The organism is Staphylococcus petrasii (assembly GCF_002902565.1).
GTDB classification, from domain to species: Bacteria; Bacillota; Bacilli; order Staphylococcales; family Staphylococcaceae; genus Staphylococcus; species Staphylococcus petrasii.
Genome location: NZ_PPRC01000038.1, coordinates 1 through 13,323, shown reverse-complemented (window position 1 = coordinate 13,323; position 13,323 = coordinate 1). Strand labels below are relative to the sequence as shown.

The 13,323-nt window shown below is 34.4% G+C and carries 9 protein-coding genes, 2 pseudogenes and 1 riboswitch; of the genes and pseudogenes, 4 read left to right on the top strand and 7 right to left on the bottom strand.

The annotated features are described in order from the left end of the window. From CD127_RS07015 to CD127_RS06980, 7 genes and pseudogenes are all read right to left on the bottom strand, one after another. Positions 1-195: helix-turn-helix domain-containing protein (locus CD127_RS07015; protein ID WP_142381309.1), on the bottom strand; the 195-nt coding region annotated here is incomplete at its 3' end. A 320-nt stretch (positions 196-515) separates the two neighbouring features. Next, positions 516-854, bottom strand: a complete 339-nt coding sequence (locus CD127_RS07010; protein ID WP_103366234.1) for a nucleotide pyrophosphohydrolase — start codon at positions 852-854, stop codon at positions 516-518. Next, a pseudogene (locus tag CD127_RS07005) lies at positions 847-2,538 on the bottom strand (DUF2075 domain-containing protein). The gene CD127_RS07010 and the pseudogene CD127_RS07005 overlap by 8 nt, the downstream one beginning before the upstream one ends. Positions 2,539-2,955: 417 nt before the next feature. Then, positions 2,956-3,561: a stage II sporulation protein M gene (locus CD127_RS06995; RefSeq protein ID WP_103366233.1), complete on the bottom strand. Its 606-nt coding sequence runs from the start codon at positions 3,559-3,561 to the stop codon at positions 2,956-2,958. 94 nt (positions 3,562-3,655) lie between these two features. Further along, complete coding sequence (gene rarD, locus CD127_RS06990; RefSeq protein ID WP_103366232.1) at positions 3,656-4,561, bottom strand: EamA family transporter RarD; 906 nt, start codon at positions 4,559-4,561, stop codon at positions 3,656-3,658. 235 nt (positions 4,562-4,796) lie between these two features. Further along, complete coding sequence (gene thiC / locus CD127_RS06985) at positions 4,797-6,533, bottom strand: phosphomethylpyrimidine synthase ThiC (RefSeq protein ID WP_103366231.1); 1,737 nt, start codon at positions 6,531-6,533, stop codon at positions 4,797-4,799. Between the two features lie 187 nt (positions 6,534-6,720). Continuing rightward, positions 6,721-6,823, bottom strand: a riboswitch (TPP riboswitch). Between the two features lie 108 nt (positions 6,824-6,931). After that, positions 6,932-7,147: pseudogene (locus tag CD127_RS06980) on the bottom strand (zinc ribbon domain-containing protein). 485 nt (positions 7,148-7,632) lie between these two features. Here CD127_RS06980 and CD127_RS06975 point away from each other — a divergent pair. The 4 genes from CD127_RS06975 (at position 7,633) to CD127_RS06960 (ending at position 12,863) form a co-directional block, all read left to right on the top strand. After that, positions 7,633-9,210 (top strand): PTS mannitol transporter subunit IIBC, encoded by a 1,578-nt coding sequence (locus tag CD127_RS06975; protein WP_103366230.1) that lies wholly within the window; start codon positions 7,633-7,635, stop codon positions 9,208-9,210. A 67-nt stretch (positions 9,211-9,277) separates the two neighbouring features. After that, a complete protein-coding gene (locus CD127_RS06970) occupies positions 9,278-11,314 on the top strand; it encodes a BglG family transcription antiterminator (protein ID WP_103366229.1) in 2,037 nt (678 codons plus the stop codon). 11 nt (positions 11,315-11,325) lie between these two features. Then, positions 11,326-11,760: a PTS mannitol transporter subunit IIA gene (locus CD127_RS06965; RefSeq protein WP_103366228.1), complete on the top strand. Its 435-nt coding sequence runs from the start codon at positions 11,326-11,328 to the stop codon at positions 11,758-11,760. Then, positions 11,760-12,863, top strand: a complete 1,104-nt coding sequence (locus CD127_RS06960) for a mannitol-1-phosphate 5-dehydrogenase (protein ID WP_103366227.1) — start codon at positions 11,760-11,762, stop codon at positions 12,861-12,863. The genes CD127_RS06965 and CD127_RS06960 overlap by 1 nt, the downstream gene beginning before the upstream one ends. The last annotated feature ends 460 nt before the right edge of the window (positions 12,864-13,323 follow it).

The following is a 13,323-nucleotide window of genomic DNA, read 5'->3' as shown; positions in this document are numbered from 1 at the left end:
TTCAGTGTTAAGTGTATAACCTTTAGACTTTACGCTAATAATTAATGAGTTTAAAAAGTCAGTATTTATATATTTAATATCATTTCGAATCGTACGATTTGAAACATTTAAATATTGAGCTATCTCATCTGCGTTTAAATATGTATCAGAATTCTTCAAAATCAATTCTACAATCTTTTTTTGCCTTTCAATCATATAAACACCTCCCTCAACCACATTATTGTAAACACTTTCTTTTATTAAAATAAGTTTATAATTTAAAAACTATAATAGCAATATTCTTAAGAATGTCTATTTTTTGAAATTATATTGTTTTCTACAATACTTTATCTCTTTAGGTTATATATCATAAAATGCTATTTTAAGTAAATTAATAGAACAATAAGGTGAATAGGTATTTTAACATTACTTTGTATTAATAAATTAACTCATTATTCATAAAAATCCCCCTGTAAGATTATAATGGCTAATCTTACAAGGGGTTATTTTAAACAATTAGAAATGGATAAAAAATCTTATAATTCATTGTATTTAGAATTATTATTTTTACTCTTTTCAACTGGATATTTTTCTGCATTTTTCACTAATTTTTTGCGTATAATTTCATTAATATCAAAATCTAAATTGTCAGCTAACATATAGCTATATATTAATACATCTGCCAGTTCTTCAGCTAATCTTTCTCTTTTAGTATTCACTACTTCTTCAGGCGATTTCCATTGGAATAATTCTAATAGTTCAGCTGCTTCTAAACTAATTGATAATGATAAATCCTTTTCGTTATGAAACTGTCTCCAATTACGTTCATCTCTAAATTGATTTATTTCTTTTAAAATATTTTTGGTTTCATTCATTAATCTCACCTATCGATGCTTTTTTTAGTGCTTCTCTTAACTGATCATCCACTGCATAAATATATAATCCATTTACTCCACGAGTTAAAAGAACATTTAGTTCATTTTTTAAAAGCATATCTGAAAAATATTGTTTTGAACCATCTTCTAAAGTTCTTCTTTGAGTAGCTTTTTTATTTGCACTACTTGTTTTATCAAATATTATTTTTCCATCTCGATATTTAACAGAAGGTCCTATTACTACACCGGCGTAATTTAAATCTAAACCTTGAATACTGTAGGTTGAACCTATTTCATCTAATGTTTGAGATTGTTCAACCCATGGTAATTTTTTCTCTTTTCTATTTACTTTCAATTGATAGTTCCATGGCATAGACCAATCTCCAATTTTTACTCTCCAGTAATCTTCATCCTTAGGTGCAGTTGATCCATATTTCCAATCAAATGTAGCGAGCATTCGTGAAATACCACTTTCAGTGTTTTGTGCCTTATTTCTAATCTCTTTTTCTAACATATCTGGTGAATCAAATATCTTAATTTCATACCCTTTACTATCATTAGGGATATTATTTATAGTTTGCTCATCTATTAAATTTCTTATCCAATTAAATGTAGTTTCATCACTGTTAATACGCATTTGATTTCTTAATATAATATGATTATTTTTATTTTGTGAATCATTAAAATATTTTTCTAATTGGTCTTCTTCTCATATCTGTCCAGTTGTAAGTACTTGTTTTAAATCAAAAACTATAACTACTACTTTCGCTCTTTCTAATAAATCATCCAAATGATTTTTGCCCTGATAACTTTGTTGACCTTGAGTTAAAAGTAAATGTGCTTCATCTACAATAACTACATCCACTTTATTATTTGGATTATGAGTATTAATAAAACTCGTCGGTTTACCAACAATATTATTATTTTTACTAGAAATACCTAACTTATTAGCTATTTGATTATAAATAGTTACATGTTCATTATGATTAACTAATAAATGAATATCTAAATTTTGATTTAAGTCTAAATTATATTTGCGTAATTCAAAAAGTAACGTACTCATCAAAACTGTTTTACCAGACCCCGCTTCTCCTTCAACTATTATTAATTGACCTTCTTCATCTAAAAGAACTGCTTCTTTAATTTTAGTCAAAATTTCTTCTTTAGCGTTGATTTGTTCTTGAGTCAATTTATGAAATGGAGAAGCTTTAAATATTGCAGAATCTTTAATAATACTTTCTATTGGAAATAATACGTTATTTTCTTTATTTAATGATTTCCAGATATCAGAAAATATTTCATCTAACTTTTCTGAAGTATAATATTCATTTTGTTGGTTTGTTCTACTATTATGAACCCTTGAAATATTATCTACACTTAATAAGTATTGCATCAATCTATTTTCAATATCTAGTGTCAATGATTTATTAAATAGTTCATGGCCAATAACATACATTGACGAATTATTTGATGTTGAAAAGTCTTCCCAAAAAGCTTTTGATTTAATATCTGCATTAAGATGTTGTCTTGTTCTATTTCTTATATCAGCAGTTTCACCTACATAAACTTCAAACTCATTTTTATTTTTTTCGTCATTAATTATATATACAGTTGGATATCTTAATAAAAACTTACCGTCTTTAGAAGTTTCCCATTTTTGTACTGACTCATTAAGCCTATCCATCGAATATTGAATGTTTTCAATTTTTAATGATTTTCCCATAACATCACCTATATACTCTATCTTCTATCTATTATCTATTTCATTTTATCAATTTTCGCGCTAATTTTATCCATTTTTTTATTAATTCTTGAAAATATATAGTTTCTAAATACCATTCACTTTTACTACTTTTAACTGTTTTTTAGATAAATAATATATAGAAGTAATAAGGGAGCAATTTTCAGACAGATAAACGACAAATTAGGACAAATTTTTATTTAACAACTTTATCAAATTAAATAAATTATTCAGACGTTATTATTCAACAATTGACGAAGGCCTCAAATATTAATCGCAGTACGTTCTACTTATACAATACAAAAGTAATACATAAAAAGCCAAACGAACTCGAGATGTAGTTCATTTGGCTCTTGGACACTAAGTAATAAGATTATATATGAAGTCTGCTACGTATATTTCTAAGAAAGCAGCGATAATGATTAATGGTAAGGCGATAAATATATATGATTTGATTACTTTAATTAAACTAGTTTTTATCGCGTAGTTTTCTTTTTTACTTTTCCTAAAAAGATTGGTAAAACTTTGTGTGACTGCTTTGTTCAGCAAATATAAAGCGCTCGCTATAATACAAAAACCCATAATTTCAAATGTATAGTGAGGTATAAAAGCAATCGATCCAGCTATGCCTTTATGTATATCAAAGTTAATAAAGAAGCCTAACATGATTCCTGGCAGAATAATTGTCACTACTAAATTAATTAGATAGAGATACGGTATAGGTAGTAAAGCTAAGATAAACATTTGTAATGGGACTTGAAAGCCATTATTAGTAATATATTTCCATACTCTCTCTAGTCTATTAGCGTCACTAATTTTTTCGCTCGTACTCCCTAAATCTTTCAGCTCATTAAATGATGGATGGATAAAATAGCAAATGATTGTTGTAATGATTAAGCAAATTGTAGCAACTATAAATATTTTTAACGCTCGTTTAACTATGTCTAAATCAGTTAGCTTTAGCATAAGCGACCTCCCTTATCGTCACTTATACTATCAAATATCTTAAGGTAGTATAACAATCATTGAAGATATTTAAGCTAAAATTAAGGTTGCGTTGTTATTCTGGTCTTGGATTGCGTTTCATCTTCACATATTGAGAGATACTGTATAGCGCGATACCAATCCAGATAAAGATGAATGTCACAAGTTGATGGACGTCAAACTGTTCTTTGAAGACAAAGATACCTAATAGGAATATTAATGTTGGGCTGACGTATTGTATAAATCCTGTTAGTGATAATGGAATACGTCGTGCACCAGCCGAGAATAGAATTAATGGTATCGCCGTCACTGCGCCTGAGAACATCAACCAGAGTGTATCCATGTTCATTCCTACTGACGCTTGATGTGTTTGCCATAAGTAAATCATATAAATCAGCCCAGCCGGTGCTGTGACAATACATTCAATCGTAATTCCACTTATTGCTTCTACTTGGACTAATTTTTTCAATAAACCGTAAATTCCAAAAGAGAAGGCTAACATTAATGAAATGATTGGAAATTCGCCAACTCGAATGGTCATGTATAATACACCAATTGCTGCAAATAGAATAGCTAAGGACTCAAATTTATTAAATCTTTCTTTTAGGAAAATGAAAGCCAACAGAATACTCACTAATGGATTAATGTAATAACCAAGACTGGATTGTAAAACGTGTCCATTAGAAACCGCCCAAATAAACGTGCCCCAATTTATTGTAATCACGTAACCTGCAACAATAATTGCGACAAGTTGAATTGGATGTGTAAATAAATGATTCAAGTCACGTTGGAACGTTTGAGATTTCCTAAGCACGAAAACCATCAAAATCATAAATATCATTGATAAAACAATACGATAAGCTAAAATTTCAAAAGCGCTTATGCCACCAATCATTCTCCAATAAATTGGAAGAACGCCCCATAATAAGTGAGCACCTAGCGCAAATAAAATTCCCTTCTTAAATTCCGCTGTAGAATTCATCACTCAACCTCCTAGCTGTATAACCCTGGAAATATGTATTAATTATTATACCTATCGTATCAATACTTGAAAGGCTTGAGTATAATAGTTGCTCAGAAACTTGAAAATACTATGAAATCAAGCTTATTTTAGACATCCTTCCTACTAACTTCACACAACCCGAAGTCTTACCTTTAACTTTGACACAATAAAAAAGCAGTGACTATGTGAGCCACTGCGGGTAAGTAATTCCATACTATTGATAGATTTTATTGCCTGATTTTCTAAACTCTTCAGCTTTCTCTTTCATACCTTCTAGTTGTTCTTTGTATGAATCACGGATGTCATGTGAGAGTTTCATTGAACAGAATTTAGGGCCACACATACTACAGAAGTGCGCAATTTTTGCGGCTTCTGCTGGTAATGTTTCATCGTGATATTCTCTCGCACGATCTGGGTCTAATGATAAATTAAATTGGTCTATCCAACGGAATTCGAAACGTGCTTTACTAATCGCATCATCTCGAACAGTCGCACCTGGTAAACCTTTTGCTAAATCAGCTGCATGTGCTGCGATTTTATATGTTACTACTCCATCGCGAACGTCATCTTTGTTCGGTAAGCCGAGATGTTCTTTTGGTGTCACGTAACATAACATGGCAGTGCCGTGACTAGCAATCTGAGCCGCCCCAATGGCAGATGTAATATGGTCATAGGCTGGTGCTATATCTGTTACTAAAGGTCCTAATGTATAGAATGGTGCTTCTTTACAATAGAAATCAGCTAAGTCTTGGTTCTCTTTAATTTTATGCATTGGAATATGTCCCGGGCCTTCAATCATAACTTGTACATTATGTTTCCAAGCAATTTCAGTTAATTCACCTAATGTTTTTAGTTCTGCAATTTGGCTTTCATCGTTTGCGTCATAAATTGAACCAGGTCGTAAGCCGTCTCCTAAAGATACAGCGACATCATATTTGTTTAAGATTTTACAAATATCTTCAAAATGCGTATATAAGAAACTTTCTTCATGATGTGCAAGACACCATTGTGCAATAATTGATCCTCCACGCGATACAATTCCTGTTAATCGGTCAACAGTTAATGGAATGTAATGAAGTAATACGCCGGCATGAATTGTGAAGTAGTCCACACCTTGTTCAGCTTGTTCAATAAGCGTGTCTCGATAGACTTCCCAAGTCAAGTCTTCAGCTACACCGTTCACCTTTTCCAAAGCTTGATAAATCGGCACTGTACCTACTGGAACTGGAGAATTACGAATCAAATATTCTCGAGTAGAATGGATATTCTTACCTGTCGATAAATCCATCATCGTGTCTGCACCCCAGTGAATCGCCCATACCAATTTCTCAATTTCCGCTTCAATCGATGACGACACAACGGAGTTTCCGATATTCACATTAATCTTAACTTTGAAATTCTTACCGATAATCATCGGCTCAGATTCTGGATGGTTGATGTTGTTCGGAATAATCGCTCGACCTCTCGCAATTTCTTCTCTGACAAATTCCGGGTCAACTTGTTCACGAATCGCCACGAATTCCATTTCTTTCGTAATAATTCCTTGTTTCGCATAATACATTTGCGTTACCACTTTATCTTTCATCGCACGTTTCGGTTGATAATGAAAAGGGTGCGCCACATAATTCTTGTGTCCTTCTTGCTTAAAGCCATTGTCTATCGATTGAATTTTGCGTCCTTCGTAACCTTCAACATCTTCACGTTCCACAATCCATGAACTTCTAAGTTTAGGAAGACCTCTGTTGATATTCACTTCATAGTTCTCGTCATGATACGGGCCCGCTGTGTCATAAACGACAATCGGGTCATTTTTAAAGGAACTACTTTCAAGTTGCGTATCTGATAACGCAATTTCACGAAATGGGACTTTAACATCTTCGTCCTTTCCTACTTTAAAGATTCGTTTGCTCGCTGGAAAATTCTTTTTAAAATTAATCAATTCTTGTTTCATTGAAATAACCTCCTATACGTTAGGAGTGTCCAATATTACTGATAAATAGCCTCATAAAAAAAGCATTCAGCCTGATACTGAATGCATAAGAAAATAAGCGAATTTATACTAATTTATTATATGTATTGAAATGTAATGAAACCTAACCACTTGTGTACGTGCCTAAGGTTCAACTACATCTTAGCCTAAATTTACTCACTTGCTTCCCTACGCTAGCATTAACTAGATCAGGTAAAAAGGGTTGAAGCCTAAGCTCCTTTCAGCACATTAAAGCACCCCTAGCAGATGATATTGTATTACAAGTATAATTATAACAAACGTGTTATTTTACTACAAATTGAGTTTTGATTGCATACATTAAAAAACAGTGGCCTCATCAGCCACTGTCAAAACTTCGCTTATCCACCAAAGAATAAGTCAATAATATCTCTTGTATTATTCGCATCTTGTTTATAAAACTCAGTATAACCACAGTTCTTACAAGTAATTGTTTTAAAGTTGTTATGTTGTACATCTAAAAATTTAGACAAACCTTAACCCGTAGCCGATAATGTGCCTTCTTCCACTTCCGTATGTCCACACTTCACACAGCCATTACCTTGATTCTCAGACATAAGACCCCTCCTTAAATAACTTCTTATTATTTTTATAACCTATTTACTACACTCTAACCTTTAGATACTAAAAATGAATAAATAATAGTCTTCTACATTAATTGCATTTACCTAAAAATCACATTGTTAAATCTTCTCAACTCGAAAACTTATTTCTCACATATTATAAATAAAAAAGAAATTCTAAAGATGATGAGCGAAAACGTAATTGAGTGACGCCTGAGGGAGCAGGATGAGTGTCGAGACCGTGGCTCGACCCAGCCCCCTAGGCAAGCATCTCAATTAAAGTGAAGCGAAACTCATCTTTAGAATTTCTTTTCCGCAAGGAAAAAGTTATAAAACTATGAATATTTATAATAATTCTCGTTATACACATCCTTGTCACATTTGCTGTGACAAAGTCGTATTTTCTTTATGTTGTAGACGCTTTTTTACGCTATTACAATAAAGACATTAATTAATCATTTTAAAAAAGAGGTGTATTTATGGCTCAAGCAGAAACACAAGAGAAAAAAGGCATAGGCCGTAAAGTCCAAGCCTTTGGTTCATTCCTTAGTAGTATGATCATGCCGAACATCGGCGCATTCATCGCATGGGGCTTTATCGCAGCCATCTTCATAGATAACGGTTGGTTCCCTAACAAAGAACTATCACAACTAGCAGGACCAATGATCACATATTTAATCCCATTACTTATCGCATTCAGTGGTGGACGCTTAGTTCACGACCTTCGCGGTGGTATCGTAGCCGCTACAGCAACTATGGGTGTTATCGTCGCATTACCAGACACACCAATGTTACTTGGCGCAATGATTATGGGACCACTTGTTGGTTGGTTAATGAAGAAAGTTGACCAATTCATCCAACCTAGAACACCACAAGGCTTTGAAATGTTATTCAACAACTTCTCAGCAGGTATTCTAGCATTCATTATGACAATTCTTGGCTTCAAAATTTTGGCGCCAATCATGCAATTCATCATGCACATCTTATCAGTTGCAGTTGAATTCTTAGTTCACTTACACTTACTTCCATTAGTAAGTATCATCGTAGAACCAGCTAAAATCGTATTCTTAAACAACGCTATTAACCACGGTGTATTCACACCACTTGGTACAGACCAAGCAGCTCATGCAGGTCAATCAATCTTATTCGCAATTGAATCTAACCCTGGACCAGGTATCGGTATCTTATTAGCGTATATGATTTTCGGAAAAGGCACAGCCAAAGCAACATCATATGGTGCAGGTATTATCCACTTCTTAGGTGGTATTCATGAAATTTACTTCCCATATGTATTAATGCGTCCTTTATTATTCATCGCAGTAATCTTAGGTGGTATGACTGGCGTAGCAACTTACCAAGCAACTGGCTTCGGATTCAAGAGTCCAGCTTCACCAGGTTCATTCATCGTTTACTGTTTAAACGCACCTAAAGGTGAATTCTTACACATGGTATTAGGTGTATTCTTAGCAGCACTTGTATCATTCATCGTTGCAGCATTAATTATGAAATTCACTAAAGAACCTAAACAAGATTTAGAAGCAGCTACTGCTCAAATGGAATCTACTAAAGGTAAAAAATCTAGTGTTTCTTCTAAATTAACTGGTGCGACTACTGGTACTGGCGCAGCTGGTGTAGCAGCTAACGAAGCTAACAAATCAGACGCAGACGCGAAAGATAAACAAGATGCGGCATCTGAAGAAGATTCAGAAGAGAACTTACTTGATAACTACAACACTGAGAACGTAGACGCTCACGACTACAGTAACGTCGACCATGTTATTTTCGCTTGTGATGCGGGTATGGGTTCAAGTGCAATGGGTGCAAGTATGTTACGTAATAAATTCAAAAAAGCAGGCGTTACAGACGTTAATGTAACAAATACTGCAATTAACCAATTACCGAAAGATGCACAATTAGTTATTACTCAAAAAACATTAACTGACCGTGCTATTAAACAAGTTCCAAATGCTATTCATATCTCAGTGGACAACTTCTTAAATTCTCCACGATATGAAGAATTATTAAATAACTTGAAGAAAGATCAAGATAAAGCGTAATTAAATATTTTAGAAATTGAGACATATCCAATATGATTGTCTCAACTTCTTCTAAGGGGGTACGCCTATGTTAATGAGCACACGTGAAAAGGAAATTATTGAACTGTTAATCAAATATTACGGTCAATACGTCACGATTTATGATATTGCTCAATACTTAGGTGTATCCTCTCGTACTATTCATCGAGAATTAAAGGACATTGAGTCGTATCTCAAGGGATTTAACATTACGCTTGAGCGTGCGAATAAGAAAGGTATTAAGCTATCCGGTGACGACCTTCATTTTCAAGAATTAAAAAATGAAATGGCTCAACATGAAACGATTGATTTGTCTGTGGAGGAACAGAAAGCGATTATTCTGTACGCGTTAATTCAATCGAAGCACGCGGTGAAACAGTATAGCCTGGCGCAAGAAATCGGCGTGTCGGTGCAGACTTTGACGAAGTTGTTAGACGACTTGGAGACTGACCTCAAGAGTTACCAATTAACGCTTTACCGTAAGCGTGGTGAAGGTGTTTATCTTGATGGTCCTGAGTCGAAGAAACGTGAATTCTTGAGTCAGTTGATGGTCAATAATTTAAATAGTACGAGTGTTTACTCAGTTATCGAGAACCACTTCGTCTATCAATCACTTAACCAGTCGCAGCAAGCACTAGTCGATCTCGATAGTATCTTCAAGATTGAACGTATCTTAATGGACTATTTAGATGAGTTGCCCTACTCACTTACAGAATCGAGTTATCTGACATTAACGGTGCACATTGTATTAAGTATTGCGCGTATCCAAAATGGTGAATATGTATCGATTAACGAAGAGATTTATCAATCTGTGAAAGATACATTTGAACATCAAATCGCTACAGAAATTGCGAAACGGTTAGAGACGATTTACGATATCGACTTCAATCAGGCTGAAATTACGTTCATTACGATTCATTTGCGTGGTGCTAAACGTCGAACAACGACTAAGGTATTCGAGAATAATGAGTTTGATGACCGTAAGATTCAAGCGTTTGTCAATCGAGTGGAACGCTTGTCAGGACAGACATTTGAAGAATATGCGACGCTCGTGCAAGGCTTATCGTTGCATATCAATCCAGCTATTAACCGTTTGGAAGCGAATATTGAAACGTACAATCCGCTGACGGAAATGATTAAGTACAAATATCCACGCCTCTTTGACATTGTGCACAAAGCCATTGATCAGACGTGGCCGGAGTTAGTCTTCCCGGATAGTGAAATTGCCTTTATCGTTCTACATTTTGGCGGTTCTTTGAAAAGTCAGGCAAGCCAACTTCTCCATGTTTTAGTTGTATGCAGTAGTGGTATTGGAACAAGTCGTTTATTAGCTACACGCTTACAACAATCATTTAGTGAAATTGAGAAGATTACGCAAGCGTCAGTCAGTGATTTAAGTATGTTAAATCTTGAGGATTACGATGGCATTATTTCAACTGTGAATTTAGACATTGAAACACCATTTATTACAGTCAATCCGCTGTTACCAGAATCTGACGTGACGTATGTGGCCTCATTTTTAAAAACAAAAGAACATAAGGCCAAACAACATGAAGTGAGCGAAACGAAGCATGCGATTCAAGACCCTGACAAAGTGATCTTGAACATCGAGCAAGGCTTAAAATTGCTTAACTCCATGCAAATAGAATACAAAGATGTAACTAATTGGAATCAATATTTAGCCGACTATCTTGAGGAGAACGGTGTAATCGCACCGAATAGTCAGACGTCATTCGCTGAGCTGTTGCAAGAGAAATTGAATCAGAATCCTGGTTGGATATTACAACCCTACCCCGTGGCAATTCCACATATGAAGGATGACTTGATTCAACGCCCGTTGATATTAATCACGATATTAAATCAAGAATTGGGCATGCAAAGTACTCAAAATGACCTTTTCAAAATTAAATATATGGTTAGCCTATTCATCCCAAATAGTGATGAAATGGCGCAACTGGTCGGGGAATTATCTGCGGAGCTGGGTCATCATCTCGAGCAAATTGATGACTTTATGCAGAAACCCGAAGGACTTAAACACATATTGAGAGATAGCTTTTTAAAACGAATTCAAAATCAATTAACTTAGGAGTGTATACAATGAGTGAATTATTCAGTAATGACAATATCTTTTTAAACGTATCAGTAGGTAGCCAAGAGGAAGCAATCGAAAAAGCGGGCCGTGCGTTAGTAAACAGCGGTGCAGTAAACGAAGCGTATATCCAAGCAATGAAAGAACGTGAAAACGTGGTTTCAACTTATATGGGTAATGGTTTAGCAATTCCTCACGGCACTGACGAAGCGAAAGGTGAAGTTTTAGCTTCTGGTTTGACATTACTTCAAATTCCTGAAGGTGTGGACTGGAACGGCGAAACAGCTAAAGTTGTTGTAGGTATTGCTGGTAAAGATGGCGAGCACTTAGATTTATTATCTAAAATTGCGATTACTTTCAGTGAAGAAGAAAACGTTGATCGTATCGTAAACGCTAAATCTGCTGAAGAAATTAAACAAGTCTTCGAGGAGGCTGACGCATAATGAAAGCTGTACACTTCGGAGCTGGGAATATTGGTCGTGGCTTTATCGGCTATATCCTGTCAGATAACAATGTTGACGTAACATTTGCGGACGTTAACGAAGAAATTATTAATGCATTAGATAAAGAAGGCGCATATAACGTTATTCTTGCGGACGAAGATAAAACAACTTCTCGCGTGACTGGCGTAAGTGCGATTAATAGTGGTCAACCTTCTGAAGAATTGAAACAAGCGATTCTTGAAGCTGACATTATCACAACTGCGGTTGGCGTGAACATTCTACCTATCATTGCGAAATCATTCGCTTCTTATTTAAAAGAGAAAGAGAATCACGTGAATATTGTGGCATGTGAGAATGCGATTATGGCTACTGATACGCTTAAAGAAGCGATCTTAGATATCACTGGCCCATTAGGCGATAACATTCATTTCGCAAACTCTGCGGTTGACCGTATTGTTCCTTTACAAAAGAATGAGAATATCTTAGATGTTATGGTTGAACCCTTCTTTGAATGGGTTGTTGAAAAGGATGCATGGTACGGTGAAGAGTTAAATCATATTAAATATGTAGATGATTTAACACCTTATATCGAACGTAAGTTATTAACTGTTAATACAGGTCATGCGTTATTAGCATATGCTGGTAAGTATTATGGTAGAGATACTGTATTAGATGCGGTTAAAGATGATGCGATTAATGCGGATTTACGTCAAGTGTTAGGTGAAACGAGCGAGTATATCGTGGATAATTTCAGTTTCAGTAAAGAGGAACAAGCGGCTTATGTTGAGAAGATTATTGGTCGTTTTGAGAATCCTAACTTATCAGATGAGGTTACGCGTGTAGGACGTGGTACGATTCGTAAGATTGGACCTCAAGATCGTATTATTAAGCCTTTATCTTATTTATATGAAAATAATTTACGTCGCAAGGGCTTGGTTAAAGCGGCTGCGTTATTATTGAAGTATGATGATATGAATGATAAAGAAACGGTTGAGATGCGTGATTATATTGATAATCATGGTGTGGAAGCATTCTTGAAAGAGTATGCGAAAGTGGAAGATGGTTTAGCAAAAGAGATTGTTAAAGTATATGAGGAGTTGTAATACTTTAACAATAATAATTAACAAATAAGTTTATTAAACAATATATAGTAAGTTATTTTGTATTACTAAACACAATACTACGTATTGTTGCTACTCGCTTGCTCTAGGCATTGCTTGAGCCAATCTATTTATAAGTGAAAAGAGTTAAATCACTTTATAAGCCTTTTTTAAAGTCTTGTAGGTTGTGATTTAACTCTTTTTTTATTGTAGTTTTGTCTCAATGCTTATGCTATTCCTAGTAGCGTCTCGCAGCCAATACTTCGTATTTTTAGTAAGTTAATTTAATACTTTTATACTTCTTTAAATGTTTTAAGAAGTTCTTTAGCTATAAAAACACAAATAATAATCATTATTACAAATACGATTATATATACTGTACACGTTATAGTTGTAATTATATTAGAGTTTATTTCCATATATTGCAATCCTCTATATAGTAGTAATGATATAACGTTAATTA

What these genes read in the sequence shown, in the direction of transcription:
- CD127_RS07010 (WP_103366234.1), bottom strand. Translation starts at nt 854, where the DNA reads ATGAATGAAACCAAAAATATTTTAAAAGAAATAAATCAATTTAGAGAT.
- CD127_RS06995 (WP_103366233.1), bottom strand. Translation starts at nt 3,561, where the DNA reads ATGCTAAAGCTAACTGATTTAGACATAGTTAAACGAGCGTTAAAAATA.
- rarD (WP_103366232.1), bottom strand. Translation starts at nt 4,561, where the DNA reads ATGAATTCTACAGCGGAATTTAAGAAGGGAATTTTATTTGCGCTAGGT.
- thiC (WP_103366231.1), bottom strand. Translation starts at nt 6,533, where the DNA reads ATGAAACAAGAATTGATTAATTTTAAAAAGAATTTTCCAGCGAGCAAA.
- CD127_RS06975 (WP_103366230.1), top strand. Translation starts at nt 7,633, where the DNA reads ATGGCTCAAGCAGAAACACAAGAGAAAAAAGGCATAGGCCGTAAAGTC.
- CD127_RS06970 (WP_103366229.1), top strand. Translation starts at nt 9,278, where the DNA reads ATGTTAATGAGCACACGTGAAAAGGAAATTATTGAACTGTTAATCAAA.
- CD127_RS06965 (WP_103366228.1), top strand. Translation starts at nt 11,326, where the DNA reads ATGAGTGAATTATTCAGTAATGACAATATCTTTTTAAACGTATCAGTA.
- CD127_RS06960 (WP_103366227.1), top strand. Translation starts at nt 11,760, where the DNA reads ATGAAAGCTGTACACTTCGGAGCTGGGAATATTGGTCGTGGCTTTATC.